This window comes from Azospirillum fermentarium (assembly GCF_025961205.1).
Classification (GTDB): domain Bacteria; phylum Pseudomonadota; class Alphaproteobacteria; order Azospirillales; family Azospirillaceae; genus Azospirillum; species Azospirillum fermentarium.
Genome location: NZ_JAOQNH010000001.1, coordinates 1,055,050 through 1,079,371, shown reverse-complemented (window position 1 = coordinate 1,079,371; position 24,322 = coordinate 1,055,050). Strand labels below are relative to the sequence as shown.

Genomic DNA, 24,322 nt, shown 5'->3' with positions numbered 1-24,322 from the left:
GTGAATCACGGCACCAGCTCCACGTCGAATCCGGCCCCGCCGCCGCGGGGATCGGGGGCGGACTGGCAGGCGCGCACGCCGTTTTCCTGCGACACCACACACCCCACCACCGCGGCATGACCGGGGGCGGCGGCCGGGCGGGCGGCCTGGATCTGGGCGGGGAAGCTCTTCATCTCCAGCGCCGGCAGGCCCACGTCGAACAGGGCGGCGGGGCCGGCGGCGGCCCCGTCGGTGCCGATGGCGCTGCCCGCCCCGGCCCAGATGGAGCGGTTGAGCATGGTCGCCACCACCGCGGGCGCGCCGAAGCCGGCACTGCGCACGCCGGTGGCGGCCAGGACGCCGGTGCCGGGCACGCTGCGCCCGCTGCCGAACAGCCCGCCCATGGTGAAGGAGCAGGCCACCGCCTGTTCGCCCGCGTCCATCACCGCGAACCCGGCGGCGGGCGCTTCCGCGGTCCCGGCACCGGCGCCCAGCAGGCTGCGGGCACGGGCGGTGCGGGCGGCGGGGTCGGCCTCGGCGGCGGCGGTCCAGGCGCGGGCCAGGGTGTCGCCGCTTTCCGGCAGGTCGGCGAAGTGCAGCGTCGCCCCCTGGCCCAGGCTCACCTTCTGCGTCAGGCCCCAGCGCGGGGCGGCGGTGCGCACGGCGGCGGCGTCGGTGCCCAGCGTTGCCGCCAGCGCGTCCGCCGCCGGACCGTTGTGCAGGGCGGCAAAGCCTCCGCGGCGCACGGCGGCCAGGATGGCGGCCAGCTCCGGCTGGGCCACCGGGGTACCGGCGGCCACCGGGCGCCCGTCGGGGGCGAAGGCGGTGCGCACCGCCCCGTTGCCCAGCCGGGCGGCCCCGGCCTGAAGATCCTGGGCCAGGGCGCGGCTGACCGGGGTCGGCTGGCGGGCCAGCGCCTCGGCCCCCACCGCCACCTGCTCCCAGCGCAGAGCACCCGCCGCGGCCTGAAGCGCGTACAGCGCCCGCAGCGTGCCGGGAAGTGCCGCCCCGTTCGTACCAGTAGGACGGGGCAGGAAATCCAGGGTGCGGACCTCCTGCGTGGCGCCGTTGTAGGCGACGCAGACCCCGCCCCCGGCCAGCCCGGCCCGCGACGGCAGGGTGACGGCCATGGCCAGACCCATGGCGGCGGCGGCGTCCGCCGCGGTGCCGCCGCGGGCCAGGATGTCGCGCCCCGCCGCGGCGGCATGGGGATCGTCGGCCACCACAAAGGCGCGCGGCGCCGCGCTGGTCTGGAACTTGGTGTTGACACAGGCGGGGATGAGGGATGCAGCTATGGCAATCGTGCCCCAGCGTCGCCAGCTATGGCGCAAGGCGGGGGCGGAACGGTCCCGCGCGACGGAGGGGGCAATCGTGGTGAAGCCCAACAGGCTGGTTTCGGTCATCGTCTGTGTGGCCGTGATGATGATGGCGCTGGTCTCGACGCCGGCGTGGGCGCAGCGGCGCAATGCGCTGCAGCTTCTGACCGATGCGGAGACGGAACATATCATCCGCCGCATGGCCCGGCCAATCTTCCAGGCGGCGGGCGTCAATCCCGACGACGTGTCGATCATCCTGGTCAACGACAACACGCTGAACGCCTTCGTCTCGGGCGGGCAGAACATCTTCCTGCACACCGGCCTGATCCTGACCGCCACCGCCGACGAGCTGGTGGGCGTCATCGCGCACGAGACCGGCCACATCGCCGGCGGCCATCTGGTCCGCGGGAACGAGGCCATGGACAGCGCGCTGCTGTCGTCGCTGGTCGGGCTGGGCATCGGCATCGCCGGGGGCATCGCGTCGGGCAACGCCGGGGCCGGGCTGGCCGGCATGATGCTGGGCCAGCATCTGGCCGAGCGCAGCTACCTGTCGTTCTCCCGCACGCAGGAGGCGTCCGCCGACCAGGCCGGGCTGTCGTTCCTGGAACAGTCGCACCTGTCGTCCCAGGGCTTCCTGACCTTCCTGGAAAAGCTGGGGGCGGAGGAACCGACCATGACCGACCGCGACAGCGCCTATGCCCGCACCCACCCGCTGACGCGCGAGCGCATCGACAACGTGCGCACCGCCGTCGGGCGGTCGCGCTGGACCGGCCATGGCGTGCCCCCCGATCAGGTGGAGCAGTATCAGCGCATCCAGGCCAAGCTCTACGCCTATCTCGACCCCAACGGCGCGCTGCGCCGCTACCGGCCCGAGGACGGGTCGGTGGTGGGCCGCTATGGCCGGGCCTACGCCTATTTCCGCCAGGGCGACGTGCGGCAGGCCCAGCCCCTGGTCGATGGGCTGATCGCGCAGGAACCGAAGAACGCCTTCTTTCAGGAATTGAAGGGCGACCTGATGCTTCAGACCGGGCGCCCCGCCGACGCCGTGGCGCCGTACCGCAAGGCGGTGGAACTGGCCCCCGACGGCAATTCCATCCGTGTGTCGCTGGCTCACGCCCTGCTGGAACAGCAGGGGAGCCGCGGCGTGGACGAGGCGCTGAAGAACCTGCAGATCGCCGCCAAGACCCAAGGGCAGTCGGCCTTCCTGTGGCGGCTGATGGCCCAGGCGTGGAGCGCCAAGGGCAACGCCGGCATGGTCGCCTATGCCTCGGCCGAAGAGGCGTTCGCCCGCGGCGACAAGCCGGTGGCGCGGTTCCAGGCCGAACGGGCGGAAAAGCTGCTGCCCGCCGGCTCCCCCGGCTGGCTGCGCGCCCAGGACATCCGCGGCCAGACCGGCGCCGACAAGGACGGCGGCCGGGACGGCGACGGCAAGCCGTCCCGCCGCTGATGTCCCACACCCCAGAGTGGTACCGTGGGCGGGGGCGCGCTTTCTTCCGCTTGCGCCGCCCCGCGTGCCGGTTCACTGTGCCATCCACCGTATCCACACCGCTTGATTGGAGTTCCTGGTCCATGGTCCGCTTCCGCTTCGCCGCTCTCGCGGTTTCCGCCGGTCTGGCCGCGCTGACGTTCGCCAACGCCCCCGCCCGCGCCGCCATGGACGACACCCAGCGCCAGGCGATCGAGCAGGTGGTCCGCGAGTATCTGCTGAAGCACCCCGAGGTGATCGTCGAGGCCATCGACGAATTGCAGAAGCGGGAGAAGGTGGCGGAAGAGGCGCGCAACCGCGACGCCCTGGCCTCCAGCCGCGCGGCCCTGGAAAACAACCCCGCCGACCCGGTGCTGGGCAACCCCAAGGGCGACGTGACGCTGGTGGAGTTCTTCGATTACCAGTGCGGCTACTGCAAGGCGGTCCAGGCCGACGTGCAGAAGCTGATCAAGGACGACGGCAAGCTGCGCGTGGTGTTCAAGGAATTCCCCATCCTCGGCCCGGCGTCGGTGACCGCCGCCAAGGCGGCCCTGGCATCGCGCGAGCAGGGCAAGTACGAGGCGTTCCACAACGCCCTGATGGCCCACCGCGGCCAGCTCGACGACGACACCATCCAGCGTCTGGCCAAGTCGGTCGGGCTGGACACCGACAAGCTGAAGAAGGACATGGACTCGCCGGAGGTGCAGCAGGCCATCGGCACCAACCTGGCCCTGGCCCAGGCGCTGGGCATCCGCGGCACTCCGGCCTTCATCGTCGGCGACGACATGGCCCCCGGCGCCATCAAGCTGAACGACATGAAAGCCATGGTCGCCAAGGCGCGCAAGGGCTGACCTGACGGCGGGAAGCCCCCCGGCGGGGCTTCCATCGGCGGGCCGGGGGCGGCATAACGGTGCCATGATCACCATCCGCCTCTCGCGCCCGGAAGACGGCGCCCGAGCCGTGGACATCTGGCGCGCCGCCGTCGATGCCACCCATGATTTCCTGTCCCCTGCCGACCGCCGTGCCATCGACGCGGAGGTGGCGGATTTCCTGCCCCACGCGCCCCTGTGGCTGGCGGTGGACGGGCAGGATACCGCCATCGGCTTCATGCTGCTGGACGGCGGGCGGATGGAAGCGCTGTTCATCCACCCCGATCACCGGGGCACCGGGGTGGGACGGGCATTGGTGGCGCACGCGCTGGCACAGCATCCGGGCCTGACCACGGACGTCAACGAACAGAACACGCAGGCCGTGGGCTTTTACCAGCGTCTGGGGTTCCGCCCCACGGGCCGGTCGGACACCGACGGGCAGGGCCGCCCCTATCCGCTGATCCACCTGCGCCACGAAACGGCGCGGTAAGGCGCGCTCACCCCTCGGCCAGCCAGGGCAGCTTGCCTTCGACCATCCGTTCCACCTCGTCGGGGGGGAGCGGGCGGGCGAAATGATAGCCCTGGCCGAAGTCGCAGGCGAGTGCGCGCAGCAGGTTGGCGTCCGCCGTGGTCTCGATCCCCTCGGCGATCACGTCGAAGCCCAGCAGGCGGGCCAGATCGACGATGATGCGCACGATGGCCCGGTTCTCCTCCGACTGGTGCATGGCCGAGACGAAGGAGCGGTCCACCTTCAGGCTGTCGATGGGCAGCTTGTGCAGATAGCTCAACGACGAATAGCCGGTGCCGAAATCGTCGATGGACAGCTTGATGCCGATGGCGCGCAGGTCGCGCAGCAGGCGGATGGACTGCTCCGCCTTTTCCATCACCGCGCCCTCGGTCAGTTCCAGCTTGATCCACGACGGCTCCACGCCCGTGCGGCGCAGGACGCCGCGCACCACGCCGACCAGATCGGGGTCGCTCAACTGCCGCGGCGACAGGTTGACGCTCATGAACAGCGGGGCGGAGCCGGGGTCGCGCTTTTCCTGCCAGTCGGCGATGCGGCGGCACGCCTCCTCCAGCACCCAGGTGCCCAGCGCCACCACCAGCCCGGTGCTCTCGGCGATGGGGATGAACACGCCGGGGGGGATGTTGCCGCGCTCCGGGTGGTTCCAGCGCACCAGCGCCTCGAACCCCGCCAGACGGCCGGTGACCATATCGACGATGGGCTGATAGGCCACCCACAGGGAATGACCGTTTTCCAACGCATGGCGCAGGTCGTGCTCCATGCGCACCTGCTCCACCACGCGGGCGTGCATGGCGGGGTCGAACCACGCCAGCCCGCCGCTTTCCCGCGCGCGAGATGTGGCGATTTCGGCGTCGCGCAGCACATCCTCGGGCTGCTCGTGCCCATCGGCCCACGGCGCCACGCCGATGGACGAGGACAGGAACACCGCCGCACCCGAATGGGACCGGGCCGAGCGCACCACCGCCGACACCTGCGCCAGCGTGCGTTCCACCGACGGCGGGTCGCACGGGCCGGCCAGCAGCAGGGCGAAGGCGTGGTCGCTGACGCGGGCCAGCATGTCCACCCTCTGCACCTCCCGTCCCAGGCGCTGGGCGAGATCGACCAGCAGTTCGTCGGCGAACCCCTGGCCCAGGCTGGTGCGTACCTCGGCGAAGCGGTCGATGTCGGCGATCACCAGGGTGAAGGGCTCGCCCACCGCCACATAATCGGCCATGTGCTTTTGCAGCAGCAGCCGGTTGGCCAGCCCGGTCACGGGGCAATAATAGGCCAGCCGGAAAAGATCGTCCTGAACCGTGCGCCGGTCGGTCAGATCGTCCAGCAGCACGAAATACCCGGCGATGGTGCCGTCGGCATGGCGGTAGGGGGCGTGGACCCGCTGCACATAGCGCTGGCCGCCGCCGGGGGCGGGCATCCACCCCTCGGACTGCACCACCTCGCCGCGCAGCGCCCGGTCAACCATCGGCTGGGTCAGGCGGTACTGGTCGTCGCTCAGCATCTCGGCGCACGACCGGCCCACCAGCTCCGCCAGCGGCTGCCCGATGAACGACAGATAGGCACGGTTGGCGTGCAGCAGCCGGCGGTTGCCGTCCATCAGGCTGAACAGGACCGGCATGGAATCCATCACCTGCAGCAGCGCGTCCAGCCCGACGTTCGTCGGGGCGGCGCCCGACAGGGCGGCAGTCAGCGCGTCGAGGCGGGCATCCGGCGTCATCGGGGGAAGGGGCACCTGGGATCTGCGTCTGGGGGCGGGAACGGTCGTTCCAACAATTAAGCGATCTTGAAGGGCCGCGTCAAAAGCAAACCCATCCGCGCCCATGGCTTTGCCGACGATCCCGTGTGGCATGGGTCGATTATCCCCCGGCGGTATCACCACAACCGCGATAACGGGATGGCCGCTTCGCCGTTACAGGGATCGCCGGAAGCGGGAATCCGGCGTATAGTTCCGTGGTTTACACAAAACGGCCCCCCCGGAACCGGCCGGAAAAACCCAACCGGAGGCGGCGCCGGCAACAACCGCCGGGGCAACGGCAAGCCCCGGGCCGCAACGATTGCAGGCGATCGGATAAGGGAGTTCAAGGATCATGGCATTGAAGGATCTTCTGGTGGTGGTGGACGACACCGCGGCATCCGCCGAGCGTGTCGCGCTGGCGGCCCGGCTCGCCGTGGCCCACGATGCCCACCTGACCGGGCTCTACATCATCACCCACACCCCCATCCCCGCTTTCATCGAAGCGGAAATCCCCGAAAGCGTCCGGCTCCAGCAGCAGGCCACGGAAAAGGCCATGGCCGAGAAGGCCGCGGGCCTGTTCGACGAGGCGGTGCGGCGCAACGGGCTGAGCGGGCGGTCGGAATGGCGGGCGCTGGCCGGCGACCCCACCCAGATCACCGCGGTCCACGGGCGCTACAGCGATCTGATCATCGTGGGGCAGGTGAACCCGGCCCGCGTGCCCGACCTGCCGGTGCCGCTGCCCGAAGACCTGGTGTTCGACGCCGGGCGCCCGATTCTGGTGGTCCCCTATGCCGGCACGTTCCCCACCATGGGCGAGCGGGTGCTGATCGGCTGGAACGCCAGCCGCGAGGCCGCCCGCGCCGTGGGCGATGCCATGCCCATTCTGGCGAAGTCCAAGCGGCTGACCGTGATGGCCGTCAACCCCGCGCCGGGCGCCAACGGGCTGGGCGACGAACCGGGAGCGGACATCGCCCGCCATCTGGCCCGCCACTTCAACCATGTGGAAGCCGCCCACATCTCCACCCGCGCCATCGAACCGGGGGACACCATCCTGAACGCGGTGGCCGACGATTCGTGCGATCTGGTGGTGATGGGCGCCTATGGCCGGTCGCGCCTGCGCGAACTGGTTCTGGGGGGTATGACCCGCTACATGCTCCAGCACATGACGGTTCCGGTGCTGATGAGCCACTGACACCCGGCCATACCGGGACACGAAAATACCGGGCCGCATATCTGCGGCCCGGTCAGTGTTCCTGGTGCGTGACGCTCCAAGATGGTCGGGCACGGACCGGGCCTGAACCCTGATCCGCGGCGGGTGCCGGCAATCCGCCGGAGGGCTGGATCGACCGCTCCGGCACCCCGCACGCGCACCTTACCCTTTCTTTTCGCGCCTTGGGGTGTGAGCAATGTCACACCCCCCCAAAAAACCCCATAATTGTTATTATTTCTTTCGTGCACGCACAAAACAACCATCCGTTCGTATACACAATACACCCCGCATTCAGGATGCGCGGGATGGACGGGCCGCGCTCACGCCGCCTTGATGCCCGCCGCGAACCGCACGACCTCCTGCCGCAGCCGGTCGGCCAGATGCGACAGGTCGCTGGCGGCCCCCAGCACGTCCGCGGCCATGGACCCGGTCTGACCCGCCGCCTGCGACACCCCGCCGATGGTGTCGGAGACGCTGCGGGTGCCGCTGCTGGCCTGATGCACATGGCCCAGAATCTCCTGGGTGGCGGCACTCTGGCGGCGGGCGGCGCCGGCGATGCCCTCCACCGCGGCCCCCAGCCCGTCGATGGCCGATCCGATGCCGCGGATGGCGGCAACGGCGTCGGCGCTGGTCTGCTGGATGCCGGCGATCTGGCGGGCGATGTCCTCGGTGGCGTGGGCGGTCTGGGATGCCAGGTTCTTCACCTCCGACGCCACCACGGCGAATCCCTTGCCGGCCTCTCCGGCCCGCGCCGCTTCGATGGTGGCGTTGAGCGCCAGCAGGTTGGTTTGCGAGGCGATGTCGCCGATCAGCTTCAGCACGTCGCCGATGCGGGCGGCGGCCCCGGACATGCCGTCAACGGTGGAGTCGGTGCGCCGCACCTCCGCCACCGCCGCCTGGACCATGGACAGGGAATGGCCGATTCGCTCGTTGATGGCGCCGATGGCGTCCTGCAGCGCGTCCGCCGCCCCGGCCACGGCGGCGACATCGCTGCTGGCCTCCTGGGATGCGGCGGCGACGGCGGCGGCGCGGTGGCCGGTCTGTTCGGCGATGCCGGTCAGGGTCTGGGCGCTGGCCCGCATCTGGGTGGCACCCGCCGACACGCTGTTGGCCACCGCCCCCACCGTTTCCTCAAGCTGCCCGGCCAGGGATTCCAGCAGGCGGTGCTTTTCCTGGTCGGCCTGCCGCTGGCGGCGTTCCTGTTCGGCGTGGAGTTCGCCGATCTCCAGGGCGTGATGGCGGAACACCTCCACCGCGCGGGCCATGGCGCCGATCTCGTCGGTGCGGGCCAGACCGGGCACGGTGATGTCGGTGCGCCCGCCGGCCAGCGTCTTCATGGTGCGGGTCAGAGCCAACAGCGCCGAGGTCAGCGCCCCGCTGGTCAGCAGCGCCACCGCCGCCGCCAGCGCCATGGCCGCCGCCCCGATCAGCAGGGACAGGTTGCGCGCCTCGGCCAGTGCGGCCACGAAATAGCCGCGGTCGAGCGCCAGCATCATCACGCCGATGGCCTCCCCCCGGTAATCGGTGACGGGGGCCAGCAGGGCGGCCATGTCGGTGGACCCGGCGCGCAGTTCCCACACCGGCGACGGCTGACGCAGGGCGGCGGAGAGCGCCCCGTCATCCACCGCCGGCAGGGCGGCGAAGGTGCTGGCGAAGGGGGCGAATCCACCCTCGGGCTTCTTCAGCACAAAGGCCACGTCCGCCGACGTGGCCTTCTTGAAGGCGTCGAAGAAGCTCTGGTCGAACGACAGGCCGAATTCCACCGAGCCCAGGGCGGCGCCGTCCTTGGTCACCGGCACCACGCCGCGGATGCCCAGCCCCTCCACCCCCGATTCCAGGCCCGAGACCGGGCGGCGGGTGCGGTTGACCTCCACCACCGTGGCGCGGAATCCGCTGAGGTCGTCGCCGAACTTCTCCGGCTTGTGCACCCGCAGGAACGAGGTGGCGGGGGGCAGGTGGAACTGGTACTGCCGCACCCCGTACTGCGCCTTCAGCGCCGCGAAGCCCGGCACCAGCATGGCCGCCAGCCCGTCGCGGTCGCGGGCGGCGAAACGGTCCTGCACCGCCCCGTTCAGCGCCACCGCCTGGGCCAGCGACACCGCCCGCTGCGCTTCCTGCGCCAGCGTGCCGTCGAGATGGCGGCGCAGGGTGCTGAGTTCGCGGTCCGCCGCCTGGGTCACCATGGCCCCGGCCAGCCACAGGTTGCTGACCGTGGTCGCCGCCACCGCCAGCGCCACGCAGAACAGCGATGCCAGCAGGATGCGGGACCGGATCGACAGGGTACGGGCCGGCAGGACGGGGGGCATGGTCACTCCCTTCGGTGGTTTTTGCCTACATAGAAAACCCCATGCTAAATCAGGTTTTGTTTATATTTTGTGAAACTGATGCACCCGCGCCCGTCAGGGGCGGACGATCCCCTGCCCCGTCAGGGGCGGACGATCCAGGCGTAGCAGCGCCACGCCGGCCCCGACCCCGGCGGCTCCACCGGCTGCCAGCCGGCGCAGGCCAGCGGGCGGTCCGACACCACCACCCCGCCCGGCTGCATCAGCGCGTCGATCATGGGCGCCAGCCACGCCGCCTGCTCGCGGTCGTGGATCTGGTCGGGGCTGCCGAAATCGGCGTGCGCCAGCCGTGCCGCGCCCCCCAGCGTGCCGCGCACCGCCGCCAGCGTCTCGCGGAAGTCGCCCAGGAAGCGGCGCTCGGGCGGCGGCTCGCACCCCGGCGGCACCCGCAGCCCATCGTCGAAGGCGTACACCGCATCCACCCCCAGCCGGGCGCGGAGATAGTCGTAGGTGCGGCCCTTGCCCAGCCCGATTTCCAGCACCGGGCCGGTGCGCCCCTGCACCTGTTCCACCGCCCAGTTCAGCGCGTCGCGCTGGGCGGTCAGCCGCGCGATCATGCGGTCGAGCAGCGTCGTTCCGGTCATCTCTCGTTCTCCCCCGCCGGTTGCAGGCGGCGATCCTGGCAGGGTTGCCCGCCGAACGCCAGGGGGAAGGAAACGCAAAGGGGTTAGCGGAACGTTCCGTGAAATTAGCCCTTGCGCATGAGAACAAAAAGAGTACGATGACGGCCGTTGCAGATACGGAAGCCGTGTGATCTAACTACTGGGAAGGGAATTCAGGCATGATGTCCCCGCAGCTCCGTTTGGTGGAAAAGGACCCCATGGACAAGCAGAAGGCTCTGGACGCCGCCCTCAGCCAGATCGAACGCGCTTTCGGCAAGGGTTCGATCATGAAGCTCGGCGCGCGCGAAAATCTGGTGGAGACGGAGGTGATTTCCACCGGCTCCCTGGGTCTGGACATCGCGCTGGGCATCGGCGGCCTGCCCCGTGGCCGCATCATCGAAATCTACGGGCCGGAAAGCTCGGGCAAGACCACGCTGGCCCTCCACGCCATCGCCCAGGCCCAGAAGAACGGCGGCACCTGCGCCTTCATTGACGCCGAACACGCGCTCGACCCCACCTACGCCCGCAAGCTGGGCGTCAATGTGGACGAGCTGCTGATCTCCCAGCCCGACGCCGGCGAACAGGCGCTGGAAATCGCCGACACCCTGGTGCGCTCCGGCGCCATCGACGTGTTGGTGGTGGACTCGGTGGCAGCCCTGGTGCCGCGCGCCGAACTGGAAGGCGAAATGGGCGACAGCCACGTCGGCCTGCACGCCCGCCTGATGAGCCAGGCCCTGCGCAAGCTGACCGGCTCCATCGCCAAGTCGCGCTGCCTGGTGATCTTCATCAACCAGATCCGCCTGAAGATCGGCGTGATGTTCGGCAACCCCGAAACCACCACCGGCGGCAACGCGCTGAAGTTCTATGCCTCGGTGCGCCTGGATATCCGCCGCATCGGCGCCATCAAGGACCGTGACACCGTGGTCGGCAACCAGACCCGCGTGAAGGTGGTCAAGAACAAGCTGGCCCCGCCCTTCCGCGTGGTCGAGTTCGACATCATGTACGGCGAGGGCGTGTCGAAGGTGGGCGAGCTGCTCGACCTCGGCATCCAGGCCGGGGTGGTGGAAAAGTCGGGCGCGTGGTTCTCCTACGACGGCACCCGCATCGGCCAGGGGCGCGAGAACGCCAAGACCTTCCTGCGCAACAACCCCGACGCCGCCAAGAGCATCGAGGACCGCATCCGCGCCAACGCCGGGCTGGTGGCCGACGCCATGATGGGCACGCCGGAAGCCGATGGGGATGCGGCTGCGCCGGAATAAGCGCGGGCAACCATGGCAAAGACGAACGGCGGCCTTCGGGCCGCCGTTTTCATGTCGGGGTCGGGGCTCTGCCCCGACGCCCCCGGCAAGGGCGGGAGTCCTTGCATCCCGTTTCATTAGAGTCCTTCAGGTGCTTATTGAAGCACCTGAAGGACTCTAAGCTTTTGGTTTTCCCGTGTGATTCACGCTTCAAACGATTCCGTTTGAACCGATCACACTCTAAGAGCTGGGCAGGGCGCGCAGTTCGGTGACCTTCAGCGCCTGCTGGGCGGTCAGGCTGCGGGAATCCAGCTCGGCATCGTCCGTGCGGTGGACGGCGGGCAGGGACAGGGTGATGCGGGTGCCGGCGCCGGGGGCGCTGGCCACCTCCACCGTGCCGTGGAGCAGGGCCGCGGTGTAGCCGGTCAGGGTCAGCCCCAGACCGGCGCCGGGAACCTTGCCGCCGTCGGGGTTGCTGCCCTGGACGAAGGGCTGGAAGAAGCGGTGCGCCTGCGACGGGGCGAAGCCGGGACCGGTGTCGGTGACCACGAAGCGGATCCACGCCCGCCCGTCCTTCTCCACCCGCTGGGCCGACAGGGTGACCGTGCCGTTGCGTGTGAACTTGCAGCCGTTGTCCAGCAGGGCCAGCAACGCCTGCCGCACCTTGGCGAAATCGGAATGCATGGCCCCCAGCCCGGCGGGCAGCGGGGCGATGGTCACCCTGTTGCCGTGCAGGTCGGCGGCGGGCATCACCCGTTCGCGGCATTCGGTCAGCAGCCGCCCCACGTCGAAATCCTGCAGGCACAAGGTGGCGGTGCCGGCTTCGATCTTGGCGTAATCCAGGATCATCTCCACCAGCCCGACAAGCTGTTCGCCGGACCACTGGATCATCTCCACCTCGGTCACCAGATCGCTGGCGCCCTGGCGGTGCAGCGCCGTCATCAGCGACTGCGCCCCGTCCACGATGGCGGTCAGGGGGCCGTGAAGCTCGTGGCCCATATTGACCAGGAAATGGGTCTTGGCGGTGCTGTCGGCCTCGGCCCGGTCGCGGGCGGCGGCCAGGTCGCTGTGCGCGGCCTCCGCCTCCCGCCGCTGGCGTTCGGTCTCGGCGGTCGATGTCTGGAGGATCGACACCGCGCGGGCCATGGCGCCGATTTCGTCCCGCCGCTCCAGCGCGTCCGCCGGCAGCGTGGCCGTGGGGGCGCCGTCGCCCATGGCCAGTGCCGTCACCGCGCGCGCCATGCCATCCACCGGGCGGGCCACCGACCGGGCCACCAGCCACGCCGCCAGCAACCCCACCGCCAGAACAGCCCCGCCGGCCCACAGGGCCAGCGTCAGGAAACTGGAACTGGTGCCGTCCAGCGCGGTGCGCAGCCGTTCGGCCAGGGAGGCGTTGTGCCGGCGGATCTCGGCGGCGCGGGCGGCGATGGTTTCGGCGGCGGGGGTCAGGACGTCGCCGCGGAGTTTCTCCTCCTCCGCCACCACCCCTTCCAGCCGGTCGATGATCCCACCCAGGCTGCCCAGCATGGTTTCGACATCGTTGATCATCTGGCGGGTGCCGGCCACCCACAGATAGCGGTTCAGCTCCGCCAGCCGGGTGGTGGCCGCGTCCAGTTCCTCGCGCATCGCCTGGGCTTCGAGAGGATCGTGGCGTTCGCTGAAACGCACCGCGTGATCCTTGACCAGCAGAACGGAGATCGCGGCCTCCCCCACCAGGGTGGCGGAGTCGATGCCGCCGGAATCCTTCAGCTTGGCGAGGTTGTCGCGGGTCTGGATCACCAGCGGGTCGAGCACGCTGGACAGCAGTTCCGCCCGCTCCCGCCGCAGGGAGGACAGTTTCTCCACCCCTTCGGCGTAATGGGCGAGCGCCGCTTCCGCCTCCCCCACCGCCCGGCGGTCGCCGGGGTCGTCCAGAACCCCCTTCAGCGCGGACAGGGAGGCGGCCAGCGCGGCGCGGCTGGCGGCGACCTTCTGCGCCACCGCGTCGTTGCCGGCGGCGGCCATGGAGTCGCGCACGGCGGTTTGCAGGTCGCGGATGCCGATGTCCACATCCGCCGCCACCCGCGCCACATCGGCGGACGCCGAGAAGGCGCCCACGCCACGGGAAATACCGTAGAGGGACAACAGCCCAATGAGCGCCAGCGCCACAACCAGGGCAAAGGCGATGCCGAACCCAAGGTAGATGCGATGCCCCACCTTCAGGTTGCTGATGCGCCGCCGGCCGCCCTTGCGGGTCACCGGATCATCCGCCGCCGTTTCGCTGTTCGAGCCGACCATCCGCCCTTGCCGCCAGACTCCAGCCGCGAAAAGGGCGGCTATCCAAGGAGATACCCCCGTCCGGGAGCGTGGCGATAGTACAGGCACCCACGGGTGGACGCAAACAGCCATCATGTCCCAGCCATCGTCCGGGACCGGCTTTTGCTTCCGCCCTACTGGTCCCCCGCCGCGCGGAAGGCGTAGGCGTGCATGCCCAGGCTGCCGTGCTCGAAACCGCCATGCAGCCGTTCCCCGTGCGGACGTTCGCCTCCCGGTCCGATTCCCGCCCCCATGGCCACCGCCAGCGGCAGGAAATGGTCGTCGGACGGGTGGGCCAGCGTGGCGGCCGGGGCCGTCTCCCACCGGGCCACCGCTTCCACGTCCCCCGTGGTGGTCACGGTGTCGAGCCAGCCGGCGAAGTCGGCGGCCCACGGCGGCAGCCCTTCCCCGCCGAAGCGGAAATGGCGCAGGTTGTGAACCGCCCCGCCGCTGGCCAGGATCAGCACCCCCTCTTGCCGCAGCGGCGCCAGCGCCCGGCCGAGGGCCAGATGCACCCCGCCCCCCTGCCCCGGCAGAATCGACACCTGCGCCACCGGGATATCGGCGTCGGGGTACATCAGCCGCAAGGGCACCCACGCCCCGTGATCCAGCCCCTGGGACGGGTCGGTTCCGGCGGTCAGGCCGGCCTCGGTCAGCAGCGCCGCCGCCCGCTGCGCCAGTTCCGGCGCCCCCGGCGCGGGGTAGGTCATGCGGTAGAGCGCATCGGGGAAGCCGTAGAAATCATGGATGGTTTCCGGCGCCACCGCCGTGCTGACCATGGGCCGGCGGGTCATCCAGTGGGCGGAAACCGCCAGGATGGCCGTGGGCCGCCCCAGCCGCTGGCCCAAAGCGGACAGGAAGGCGCGGCCCGGCGAGTCCTGCTCCAGAATGAGCGTGGGCGACCCGTGGGACACGAAAACCGCAGGAAAGGTGCCGGTGGCCATGGCCGTGGAACTCCGAAGGGGGGCGACGGTGGAACGGTTCCATTTGAGCAAAGAAAAACCCCGGCGCAAAGGCCGGGGTTCTCCAAAGACTGTTGCCGCGGGGGCAACGATCAATGCAGGTGCTTGGGCAGTTCCGCGATCGACTGGTCGATCAGGGCGTCGCCCTGCTTCGCCGTGATGCCTTCGCTCAGCAGCTTGCGGCCGGCCTGGATGGCAAGATCGACGGTCAGGTGACGGACCTCGTTCACCGCGGCGGCTTCGGCCTGGGCGATGCGGTCCACGGCCTGGGTCTCGCGGCGCTTCAGCGACGATTCCAGATCCGCAGCGGCCTGGGCACGGATGCGGGCGGCCTCTTCACGGGCGTGCGCGATGATCGCTTCGGCTTCCTTCAGGGCGTCGCGCTGGCGGCGCTGATAGGCGGCCAGAGCGGCCTGGGCGTCTTCACGCAGGCGCTGGGCTTCGTCCAGTTCCGCACGGATCTTTTCCGCGCGGGCGTCGAGCGCGCCCACAATGGCGGCCTTGGCCTTCTTCCACACCAGAACGGCGAAGATGACGAAGGCAAGGGCGACCCAGAACTCGGGCTTCATCATGAGCGGCGCTCCTCGATGACGGCACCGACGGCGGCGTCGGCGGTGGCCTGATCGACATCGGTGGCGCCCAGCTTCACGGCGACGTCGCGGGCGATGTCGGCGGCGGCGGAGCGGACGTTGGCGATGGCCTCATCCTTGGCGGCCTGGATGCGGACTTCGGCCGTGCGCAGGCGTTCGGCGATGTCGGCGGCCAGGGCGGCCTGACGGGCCTGGTTGGCGGCGTCGATCTCGGCGACGGTCTGGGCAATGACGCTCTGGGCCTCGCCGCGGGCTTCGGCCAGAGCCTTTTCCACGGTGGCCAGGGTCGCTTCGGCTTCCTCCTTGAGGGAGGCGGCCTTGCTCAGATCGCGGGAGATACGGTCCTGACGCTCTTCCAGCACCTCGGCCACGCGCGGGAGCGCCTTCTTGGCCATGAGGTAGTAGAGAGCGGCGAAGGACAGCGCCAGCCAGAAAATCTGGGTGGGAAAATTGGCGGGATTGAGCTGCGGCAGACCACCGGAGGCATGTTCGCCGCCGTGTTCCGCAGCCGCCGCCAGAACGGAACCAGCCGCCGTGGTCATCGTGACGAGCACAGCACTCGCACCAACAGACCAGCGGGCCAGCCGTCCTTTGGCCAACAGGTTCGGCATTGATCGGTCCCCCAAGGCAAAGGTGCGGCGCCAAACCCGATGGGCCGGCGCCGCGTCAGAGCGTGTGCCGCCGGTTGTCCCGGCGGCATAGCTTTTGTTCTGACCGGCGGAACCGGGCGGGCGAACCCGTCCGGCCCCGCACCGGGTGCCTTAGGCGAACAGGATCAGGAAGGCGATCAGCAGCGCGAACAGCGCCACGGCTTCCGTCAGCGCGAAGCCCAGAATGCCGATCGGGAACACCTTGGGCTGCACGGCCGGGTTGCGGGCGATCGAGCCGATCAGGGTCGAGAAGATGTTGCCGATGCCCATGCCGACGCCAGCGAGGGCGATGACGGCCAGACCGGCGCCGACGAACTTGGCGGCTTCAGCTTCCATGGTACTCAATCCTCTGTCTTAAAGGTGAACTGGATGATGGGATAGGCGTCAACTTAGCGTCCGGGATACCCTAGGTCTGCTTAGTGCAGTTCCAGCGCATCGCGGATGTACAGGCAGGTCAGGATCGTGAAGACGTATGCTTGCAGGAACGCGACCAGGAATTCGAAGCCGGTGAGCGCGATGTTGATCGCAACCGGGACCAGCCCCGCCAGGAACCCGACCGCACCCAGGCCGGAGATCATCAGCACCGTGAAGCCGGCGAACACCTTCAGCATCGTGTGGCCCGCCATCATGTTGGCGAACAGTCGGATGGAGAGGCTGACCGGGCGCATCAGGTACGAGATCACCTCGATGGGGATCAGGATCGGCGCCAGCGCGATGGGCGCGCCATGGGGCATGAAGAACGTGAAGAAGTGCAGGCCGTGCTTCACCAGCGCCAGGATCGTCACGAACACGAACACCGTCGCCGCCAGGGCGAACGTCACGATGATGTGGCTGGTGAACGTGAAGGTGTAGGGGATCATCCCGATCATGTTGCCGAACAGGACGAACATGAACACCGAGAAGACGAAGGGGAAGTACGGGCGGGCGTCATGGCCGGCGTTCTCGCGCACCATGTTCGCCACGAATTCGTAGAACATCTCGGCCAGCGACTGGAGACGGCCGGGGACGAGCGCGCGCCCCTTCATGCCATGGACCAGCAGGGCGTAGATGAGGCCGACCGCAATCACCATGAACAGGGCCGAGTTCGAAAACGAAACGTCGAACCCACCGATAATGATTTGCAGGATCGGGTTGATTTGGAACTGATGCAGCGGATCCAAGGCCGTCCTCGCTTATTGTCCGTCGCCGTGGGGGCGATCGTGGTCTTCCCTATGGGTCCGGCGATAGCCGGGTGCGTAACCAAGCCCGGTCACGGACCGGTACACATTCAAAACTCCGGCCGCAGCGCCCAGGAAGAACATCACCACCAGGCCCCACGGTGCAGTCCCCAGCCAACGGTCGAACAGAAGTCCGCCGCCGACGCCGACGATCATGGCAGCGACCAGTTCGGTCCCGATCCGCCAGGCAACCCCAAGGGGCGACTGCGGCAAACGGTGATAGCGCCCGGCCTTGGCCGAGGGCGTTTCCCGTTCCCGCGCCTTGCGCAACCGGGCGTCGAGGTCATCCAACGAGGGCGGGTGCTGGTCGTCTGTCATAACGCTTTAAGCATCCCCCAGGCCGTTTCGCCGCCACGCGAAAGCGGCGCGACCATACGGACAGGCCACTTTCCTGTCAAGAAGCAAAACCTTAAACACAAGTGCTTGATACTGCTGCCGTTCCCGATTTTCGGTGTGGAACGGCAGCTTAATTACCCTCCGCCGCCCGTGCGGCCCGGCCGCGCACCCGGCGCTTGAGCGTTGCCGGTCAAGGGCTTACGTCCTTTGTGGGATCTCGCGCGTGCAAAAAAGACACAAACGCCGCGCGATCCCGCTCACAACTGCTTGCGGATACCCTCGGCCATGGCTTCGGGCGTGGTCTTGGCCGGAAAAACGGTCTTCACCGTGCCGTCGGGCGCGGTCAGGTACACGAAACTTGAATGGTCCATCAGATAGTCCGTCGTCCCGCCATTCTGCGCCTTGGCATAATAGACGCGGTAGGCGCGGGCCGCGGCGGCCACCTGCTCCGCCGATCCGGTCAACCCGATGAGACGGGGATGGAACAGCGGCACATACTCCGCCATGTGCGGCACGGTGTCGCGGGCCGGGTCGATGGAGATGAACAGCGGCTGGACCCGGCTCCCGTCCGCCCCCAGCCGGTCGAGCGCGCCGGCCATAGCCGACAGCTCGGTCGGGCAGACGTCGGGGCAATAGGTGTAGCCGAAATAGATCAGCCGCAGCACCGGGCCGAAATCGGCCTGGGTCACCGTGCGCCCGGTGTGGTCCACCAGGGTGAAGGGACCGCCCAGCGGCGGCAGACCGGTGGAGGTCATCCGCGCGGCGGAGTTGACTTGCCACCACGCGATTCCGGCGGCAACGGCCAGACCGACGAGGGACGCAAGGGCGATTCGGATCAGACGGGCGTTTTTCATGCCCGCAACTGAACCGTGCCGCCCCCGGCGCGGTCAAGGGGGCAAAACGTCAGCATGACGCGCGGGGGCGGAAACGGTCATGGCGCGAAGTGTCCCATCTTTGTCGGCTGGCCGCCTTTCGGCCTTTGACCGGAGCCGTACACTGGGGCCATTCTTCACCCCGATACGAGAGACCGAAATGTCCCATACCGATACCGCACTGCTGGTCATCGACGCGCAGGAATCGTTCCGCCACCGCCCCTATTGGCAGGCGGACGGGCTGGACGCCTATGTGGAGCGGCAGCAGGCGCTGATCGACGGCGCCAAGGCCCGCGGCATCCCCGTGGTGCAGATCTTCCACGTGGAGGAGACGGGGCCGTTTTCCGAAGCGTCCGGGTATGTGACGCCCCTGGCCCCCCTGTCGGTCCCCGCCGACGCGGTGTTCCGCAAGACCCGCCACAGCGCGCTGGTGGGCACGGGGCTGGACGTGTGGCTGACCCGCCGGGGCATCCGCCGGGTGATCGTCAGCGGCATCCGCACCGAACAGTGCTGCGAGACCACGACTCGGCACGCCTCCGACCTGGGCTACACGGCGGATTACGTGGGCGAGGCCATGCTGACCTTCCCCATGACCGACGCCGCGGGCCGCACCTGGGCACCGGACGAGATCCGCGCCCGCACCGAACTGGTGCTGGCCGGGCGCTTCGCCCGCATCGCCACCGTCGAACAGGCCCTGGAGGGCTGAGCACCGCCATGAGCACCTCCACCGCCCCCACCATCATTCCCGTCGTCGCCGTCGTCCCGCCGCGGGTGCTGCTGCTGGACGTGGCGGGGCCGGTGGAGGTGCTGCGCAAGGCCAATCTGGAGCAGGACCGGGTGCGCTTCGCCGTCACCTACGCCGCCCCGTCACCGCGGGTGCTGAGTTCGGTGGGGCTGGAACTGGCGGGGCTGGGGGCATTGCCCGCCGCGGTGCCCGACGGGGCGCTGGTGGTGGTGCCGGGCAACACCGCGGTGACGCTGGGCGCCCCCACCGCCTCACCCGCGGACGGCCAGGCGGACGAGGAGACCATCGCCGCGTGGCTGCGGGCGGTGGTCCGTCCGGGGGTGACGCTGATGACCATCTGCTCCGGCGCCCTGCTGGCGGCGCGGGCCGGGCTGCTCAGCGGCCACGACTGCACCACCCACCACGGCTGCACCGCCGACCTCGCCCGGCTGGCGCCGGGGGCGCGGGTGCTGGACAACCGGCTCTATGTGGAGGACGGGGAGCGGCTGACCAGCGCCGGCATCACCGCCGGCATCGACCTGATGCTGCAGCTGGTGGCCCGGCGGGTGGGACACGGGGTGGCGGCGGCGGTGGCCCGCTATCTGGTGGTCTATGCCCGCCGGGCCGGCGGCGACCCGCAGCTTTCCCCCTGGCTGGAAGGGCGCAACCACCTGCACCCCGCCGTTCACCGGGCGCAGGACGCGGTGGCCGCCGATCCCGCCCGCGACTGGACCGTCGGCGCGCTGGCGCGGGCGGCGGGGGCCAGCCCGCGGCACCTGTCGCGCCTGTTCAACGAGCATGCGGGGATGAGCGTCACCGATTACGTGAACCGCCTGCGGGTGGCCCTGGCCCACGACCTGCTGACCGCCACGCGGCTGGACATGGAAACGGTGGCGGAGCGCGCCGGCTTCGCCTCCACCCGCCAGTTCCGCCGTGCCTGGAACCGGCTGCACGCCCTGCCCCCCAGCCGCCTGCGGACGGCGGCGCGGATGGAAGGCACCCTTCCCACCGGGTAAGGGGGGAGAGGGCCGGAAACCGTTGCGGGCAACGCAAGATTTAGAGTCCTTCAGGTGCTTATTGAAGCACCTGAAGGACTCTAAGCTTTTGGTTTTCCCGTGTGATTCACGCTTCAAACGATTCCGTTTGAACCGATCACACTCTAACATTTCACGAGCCTTGCGGCTCGATTCTCGGGCGTTCCGCGCGGAAATCGGCCCTCACCCGGCCCTCCGGGCCACCCTCTCCCCGGCGGGGAGAGGGAAGGGAGGAGAGGGTTTCTTTCTTATGCGGCCATCCGCTCCCCGCCGGAGCGCCCGGTCAGGAACGCGCCGACCTTGGTGTCGTGGCGCTGGATGTGGTCGCACAGCCATTCCTTGATCAGCGCCATCAGCTCCTCGCCCACCGACGGCTGGCCGGCGTCCAGGCGGCGGCGGAGATCCTTGGCCCGCGCGGTCAGGGCGTCGTGCAGCTTCTTGTGGGCCGGCAGGCCGGGATAGCCCGCGTCCTGCATCAGCTTTTCCTCCTGCTCGAAGTGCAGGGCGGTGTAGGCGATCAGCTGATCCACGGCCTGCAGCAGCGCGTCCTTGCCCTGCTTGCCCTGGACCGCGCCGTGGACGCGGTTGACCAGCCCGATCAGGATCATGTGGTCGTTGTCGATGTCCTCCTGCCCCACGGACAGGGCGTCGCTCCAGGGCATGTAGACGCTGGAGGCATCGTCGACCAGCATGTCGTCGATGCGGGCGGCGTTGATGGCCTCCACATTCACCAGGAAGCTGTCCACCAGATCCTGCAGAGCGCCGGCCTGGGTGGTCAGGCTGTGGGCCGCCCCCAGCACGGTCTTGGCCGCCTGCTCGGTTTCCAGCGCCGAAGCCGACACGCCGCCGATGCTGACCGACACCTGCTCGGTGCCCACCGCCGCCTCGCTGGCCGAGCGGGCGATCTCGCCGGTGGCGGCCCCCTGTTCCTGCACCGCCGCGGCGATGGAGGTGCCGATCTCGTCGCTCTGCCCGATGATGGCGGCGATTTCGCGGATGGCCTCCACGGCGGAGGATGTCGCCTGCTGCACGTCGGAAATCTGGGTCAGGATGTCCTCGGTCGCCTTGGCGGTCTGGCCGGCGAGGTTCTTCACCTCCCCCGCCACCACGGCGAAGCCCTTGCCCATCTCGCCGGCCCGCGCCGCCTCGATGGTGGCGTTGAGCGCCAGCAGGTTGGTCTGGCTGGCGATGGAGGTGATGAGGCCGGCCACGTCGCCGATGCGCTGGGCCGCGTCGCCCAGACGGGCGATCTGCTGGTCGGCGCGGTGCGACGCCTCCACCGCGCGGTTGGAGATTTCGGAGCTGACGGTGACCTGATGGCTGATCTCGGCGATGGCGCCCGACAGTTCCTCCGCCGCGGCGGCCACGGTCTGCACGTTGGCGGACGCCTGCTGCGAGGCCCCGGCGACGGAAGCCGCCTGCTGCATGTTGCGGTCGGCGGTGTTGGTCAGGGTGGCCGCCGTCTCCTCCAGCCCCTCCACCGCGGTGGACACGGTGCCCACCATGCGGGTGATGGTCTGGTCGAAGCGTTCGGTCAGCCGTTCCAGGGCGCGGGCGCGCTGTTCGGTGACGCGGTGTTCGATCTGCTGCCGCTCCCAATGGCGCTGAAGCTCCATCATGTGCTGGCGGAACACCTCCATGGTGCGGGCCATGGCGCCGATCTCGTCCTGATGGTCCTGGGCCGGCACCTCCAGCGACGTGTCGCCGTCGGCCAGCCGCTGCATCACCGCCGTCATGCCGGTCAGGCCGTGGATCACCACCCGCGACACCATCACCGCCAGCGCGGCGGCGGCCAGCGTCAGCACCAGCCCGATGGCCCCCAGCCGGAACGCCGCCGCCCAGAACGCCGAATCCACGTCGTCGATGTAGATGCCCGACCCGATGACCCAGCCCCACGGCTGGAAGCCGCGGACATAGCTGAGCTTGGCCACCGGCTCCGCGGCACCGGGCTTGGGCCACATGTAATCGACGAAGCCCTGGCCGCCGTCCCTGGCCACCGCGGCGAATTCCACGAACAGCCGCTTGCCGTTGGGGTCGGCGTTCTGCGACAGATCCTTGCCGTCCAGTTCCGGTTTGAACGGGTGCATCACCATGCGGGGGGTCAGGTCGCTGATGAAGAAATACTCGTCCCCGGCATAGCGCAGCGTCTTCAGCGCGGCGATGGCGCCGGCCTTGGCGGCGTCGGGGGTCATGGCGCCCGACCGCGACAGCGCTTCGTAATGGGCGACCAGGGTATAGGCCACCTCCACCACGCTGCGGGTCTTGTCCTGACGGTCGCGCATCATCTCTTCGCGCAACCCGAACAGGCTGACCAAAAGCACGAGCACCAACCCGGCGGCGGACACGCCGAGGATGATGGATAGTTTCCCCTTGATGCTGACACGCTCAAGCACGGGTTGCGCTCCTCACACATGGCCGGGTTCTTTGTGATTGCCCGGTAATTCCGGTAAATTTTTTTAAATAAATATGACGGGGTAAACGCAGCAAGGGAAAGAGACAGCCTGTCGCATGGTTACGAACCAACCCAGGAGCGGAAAAAGCATTGCGGATTCGTGAATTGGCCCGTCACGGGGGGCGAATCAATGTTGCGCGACCGTTAACAACCCTTTGAGTCATAAGACATCGCCGGAGACCATTCGGTATCGAAATAATTGCGGCGGACCGCCCGGCGGGGGCGGTCCGCCGCCGGTTTCCGGTACGGAAATGAGCGGGTTTGTGCTGCACCGCCGCCATCCGTGCGCGCATCCGCCGCACACGGATGGCGGCATAACGGCGGGTCAGGGACGGGTCAGGGGCGGGACTCGGGCCAGCAACCGTTCGGCCTCGGCCAGATCGGCGGGGCGGTTGGCGTTGAAGAACGGATCGACGGGATGCGAATCGAACTCGGCCACCGCCAGCCGGTAGCGGGCGGTCCAGGCGTCCACCTTGCGCATCCCCTCCTCCACCATGGCGCGGCGCAGGTCGCCGGCCAGACGCACCGGCCACAGCCCGAACACCGGGTGGTCCCGCCCGCCCGACCGGGCGCAGGCCAGATCCGCCCCCTCGTCCCGCACCGCGCGCAGCAGGCGTTCCACCAGATCGGCGGGCAGGAACGGGGTGTCGGTGGCGAAGCTGGCCACCCACACCGCACCGGGGGCGTTGGCCGCCGCCCAGTCCATCCCGGTCAGCACGCCGGCCAGGGGACCGGCGTATCCCTCCACCACATCCGCGGCGACGGGCAGGCCGGTCTCCGCGAAACGGGACGGGTCGCCGTTGGCGTTCAGCACCAGCGCCCCCACCTGCGGGCGGGCGGCGGCGATGACGCGGGACAGGATGGGCTGGCCGCCCAGCGTCAGCAGGCTCTTGTCCCCCCCGCCCATGCGGCGGGACAGGCCGCCGGCCAGCAGCACGCCCGCGACGGACTCAGTCGTCATCGCGGCTTCCCTTGCGCTGGTGGCGGCGGTCCTCGTCCGTGCCGTCCGCCGGGGGGGCGTCGAAGACGATGCGTTCGGTGCCGGCCAGCGCGATGAACCGCCGGCCCTTGGCCCGCCCGATCAAGGTCAGCCCGGCCTGCCGCGCCAGTTCCACCCCCCAGGCGGTGAAGCCCGAGCGCGACACCAGGATGGGGATGCGCATCTGCACCGTCTTGATGACCATCTCGCTGGTCAGCCGCCCGGTGGTGTAGAAGATCTTGTCCTCGGGTGCCACGCCGTTCAGGTGCATGTAGCCGCGCACCTTGTCCACCGCGTTGTGGCGTCCGACGTCCTCCATATAAAGGAGCGGCACGTCCTGGCGGCACAGGACGCTGCCGTGGATGGCGCCGGCCTCCAGATACAGGCTGGGGGTCAGGTTGATGGTCCTGGACAGGGTGCGCAGCCACGAGGTGCGGATGCGGGCATCCGGGTCCAGCCGCACGGTGTCGAACACCTCCATCACGTCGCCGAAGGCGGTGCCCTGGGCGCAGCCGGACGTCAGCGTCTTCTTCTTCAGCTTGGCTTCGTAATCGGTGGCGCGGGCCGTGCGGACCACCACCGTGTCCGTCTCCTCGTCCACGTCCACGCCGGTCACCACGTCGTCGGCGCGCAGCATGTTCTGGTTCAGCAGGTACCCCACCGCCAGACAGTCGGGGTAATCGCCGATGGTCATCATGGTCACGATTTCCTGCCCGTTGAGATACAGGGTCAGGGGCCGTTCCACGGTGACGGCGGTGTCGATGGGGGCGCCGTCCTGATCCAGCCCCGACACCCGGCGGGTCAGGCGGGCGTCGGCGGGATCGGGGCGGACGATGTAGGACTCGAGGGGGATATCGCGGCTCATGCCCCCAGTGTGGCGCCCTGCTCCGTCCACGGCAAGGGATTGGCCGAAAAAGATTCCCGTCGCCTCGCGC

The 24,322-nt window shown here is 69.3% G+C and carries 22 protein-coding genes; 7 read left to right on the top strand and 15 right to left on the bottom strand.

All coding sequences use genetic code 11. The annotated features are described in order from the left end of the window. Positions 1–5: 5 nt before the first annotated feature. Complete coding sequence (locus M2352_RS05040) at positions 6–1,382, bottom strand: gamma-glutamyltransferase (protein ID WP_264663408.1); 1,377 nt, start codon at positions 1,380–1,382, stop codon at positions 6–8. Here M2352_RS05040 and M2352_RS05035 point away from each other — a divergent pair. The 3 genes from M2352_RS05035 to M2352_RS05025 all read left to right on the top strand — a co-directional run bounded on the left by M2352_RS05035 (position 1,351) and on the right by M2352_RS05025 (position 4,119). Further along, positions 1,351–2,742: a M48 family metalloprotease gene (locus M2352_RS05035; protein WP_264663407.1), complete on the top strand. Its 1,392-nt coding sequence runs from the start codon at positions 1,351–1,353 to the stop codon at positions 2,740–2,742. The genes M2352_RS05040 and M2352_RS05035 overlap by 32 nt on opposite strands. 122 nt (positions 2,743–2,864) lie before the next feature. Next, the gene (locus M2352_RS05030; protein ID WP_264663406.1) at positions 2,865–3,611 is read left to right on the top strand and encodes a DsbA family protein; all 747 of its coding nucleotides are present in this window, start codon (positions 2,865–2,867) and stop codon (positions 3,609–3,611) included. A 64-nt stretch (positions 3,612–3,675) separates the two neighbouring features. Then, complete coding sequence (locus M2352_RS05025; RefSeq protein ID WP_264663405.1) at positions 3,676–4,119, top strand: acetyltransferase; 444 nt, start codon at positions 3,676–3,678, stop codon at positions 4,117–4,119. A 7-nt stretch (positions 4,120–4,126) separates the two neighbouring features. Here M2352_RS05025 and M2352_RS05020 read toward each other — a convergent pair whose 3' ends face one another. Next, a complete protein-coding gene (locus M2352_RS05020) occupies positions 4,127–5,866 on the bottom strand; it encodes a putative bifunctional diguanylate cyclase/phosphodiesterase (RefSeq protein ID WP_264663404.1) in 1,740 nt (579 codons plus the stop codon). 370 nt (positions 5,867–6,236) lie between these two features. Here M2352_RS05020 and M2352_RS05015 point away from each other — a divergent pair, with 370 nt between their 5' ends. Continuing rightward, positions 6,237–7,076, top strand: a complete 840-nt coding sequence (locus M2352_RS05015; protein ID WP_264663403.1) for a universal stress protein — start codon at positions 6,237–6,239, stop codon at positions 7,074–7,076. 338 nt (positions 7,077–7,414) lie between these two features. On the opposite strand, the gene M2352_RS05010 is transcribed toward M2352_RS05015, so the two are convergent. Both M2352_RS05010 and M2352_RS05005 read right to left on the bottom strand, forming a co-directional pair. Further along, entirely contained in the window at positions 7,415–9,400 is a 1,986-nt protein-coding gene (locus tag M2352_RS05010) for a methyl-accepting chemotaxis protein (RefSeq protein ID WP_264663402.1), read from the bottom strand. A 119-nt stretch (positions 9,401–9,519) separates the two neighbouring features. Then, positions 9,520–10,020 carry a class I SAM-dependent methyltransferase gene (locus M2352_RS05005; protein ID WP_264663401.1) on the bottom strand — a complete coding sequence of 167 codons (501 nt, stop codon included), beginning with the start codon at positions 10,018–10,020 and terminating at the stop codon, positions 9,520–9,522. 197 nt (positions 10,021–10,217) lie between these two features. Between M2352_RS05005 and recA the strand changes: the two genes are divergently transcribed. Then, complete coding sequence (gene recA / locus M2352_RS05000; protein WP_319802017.1) at positions 10,218–11,297, top strand: recombinase RecA; 1,080 nt, start codon at positions 10,218–10,220, stop codon at positions 11,295–11,297. A gap of 219 nt (positions 11,298–11,516) precedes the next feature. On the opposite strand, the gene M2352_RS04995 is transcribed toward recA, so the two are convergent. From M2352_RS04995 to M2352_RS04960, 8 genes are all read right to left on the bottom strand, one after another. Next, complete coding sequence (locus M2352_RS04995) at positions 11,517–13,553, bottom strand: sensor histidine kinase (protein ID WP_264663400.1); 2,037 nt, start codon at positions 13,551–13,553, stop codon at positions 11,517–11,519. A gap of 152 nt (positions 13,554–13,705) precedes the next feature. Continuing rightward, a complete protein-coding gene (locus M2352_RS04990; RefSeq protein ID WP_264663399.1) occupies positions 13,706–14,515 on the bottom strand; it encodes a DODA-type extradiol aromatic ring-opening family dioxygenase in 810 nt (269 codons plus the stop codon). Positions 14,516–14,625: 110 nt separating this feature from the next. Next, on the bottom strand, positions 14,626–15,105 hold the full coding sequence (locus tag M2352_RS04985) for a F0F1 ATP synthase subunit B family protein (RefSeq protein ID WP_264663398.1): 480 nt from the start codon (positions 15,103–15,105) through the stop codon (positions 14,626–14,628). Further along, on the bottom strand, positions 15,102–15,734 hold the full coding sequence (locus M2352_RS04980; protein ID WP_264663397.1) for a F0F1 ATP synthase subunit B family protein: 633 nt from the start codon (positions 15,732–15,734) through the stop codon (positions 15,102–15,104). Before M2352_RS04980 ends, M2352_RS04985 begins: the two co-directional genes overlap by 4 nt. A 150-nt stretch (positions 15,735–15,884) precedes the next feature. Beyond that, positions 15,885–16,109 (bottom strand): ATP synthase subunit C family protein, encoded by a 225-nt coding sequence (locus M2352_RS04975; protein ID WP_109120341.1) that lies wholly within the window; start codon positions 16,107–16,109, stop codon positions 15,885–15,887. An 80-nt stretch (positions 16,110–16,189) separates the two neighbouring features. After that, positions 16,190–16,933 (bottom strand): F0F1 ATP synthase subunit A, encoded by a 744-nt coding sequence (locus M2352_RS04970; protein WP_264663396.1) that lies wholly within the window; start codon positions 16,931–16,933, stop codon positions 16,190–16,192. A gap of 12 nt (positions 16,934–16,945) precedes the next feature. Then, entirely contained in the window at positions 16,946–17,308 is a 363-nt protein-coding gene (locus M2352_RS04965; RefSeq protein WP_264663395.1) for an AtpZ/AtpI family protein, read from the bottom strand. 275 nt (positions 17,309–17,583) lie between these two features. Then, entirely contained in the window at positions 17,584–18,180 is a 597-nt protein-coding gene (locus M2352_RS04960) for an SCO family protein (RefSeq protein ID WP_264663394.1), read from the bottom strand. A 178-nt stretch (positions 18,181–18,358) separates the two neighbouring features. On the opposite strand from M2352_RS04960, the gene M2352_RS04955 reads away from it, so the two are divergent. Together M2352_RS04955 and M2352_RS04950 are read left to right on the top strand one after the other, a co-directional pair. Next, positions 18,359–18,904 carry an isochorismatase family protein gene (locus tag M2352_RS04955; protein ID WP_264663393.1) on the top strand — a complete coding sequence of 182 codons (546 nt, stop codon included), beginning with the start codon at positions 18,359–18,361 and terminating at the stop codon, positions 18,902–18,904. Between the two features lie 8 nt (positions 18,905–18,912). Beyond that, a complete protein-coding gene (locus tag M2352_RS04950) occupies positions 18,913–19,938 on the top strand; it encodes a GlxA family transcriptional regulator (protein WP_264663392.1) in 1,026 nt (341 codons plus the stop codon). Positions 19,939–20,204: 266 nt separating this feature from the next. On the opposite strand, the gene M2352_RS04945 is transcribed toward M2352_RS04950, so the two are convergent. The 3 genes from M2352_RS04945 to M2352_RS04935 all read right to left on the bottom strand — a co-directional run bounded on the left by M2352_RS04945 (position 20,205) and on the right by M2352_RS04935 (position 24,252). Further along, positions 20,205–22,349 carry a bacteriohemerythrin gene (locus M2352_RS04945; protein WP_264663391.1) on the bottom strand — a complete coding sequence of 715 codons (2,145 nt, stop codon included), beginning with the start codon at positions 22,347–22,349 and terminating at the stop codon, positions 20,205–20,207. 384 nt (positions 22,350–22,733) lie between these two features. After that, positions 22,734–23,369 carry a molybdenum cofactor guanylyltransferase MobA gene (mobA, locus tag M2352_RS04940; protein ID WP_264663390.1) on the bottom strand — a complete coding sequence of 212 codons (636 nt, stop codon included), beginning with the start codon at positions 23,367–23,369 and terminating at the stop codon, positions 22,734–22,736. Continuing rightward, positions 23,359–24,252: a formate dehydrogenase accessory sulfurtransferase FdhD gene (locus tag M2352_RS04935; RefSeq protein WP_264663389.1), complete on the bottom strand. Its 894-nt coding sequence runs from the start codon at positions 24,250–24,252 to the stop codon at positions 23,359–23,361. Before M2352_RS04935 ends, mobA begins: the two co-directional genes overlap by 11 nt. Between the last annotated feature and the right edge of the window lie 70 nt (positions 24,253–24,322).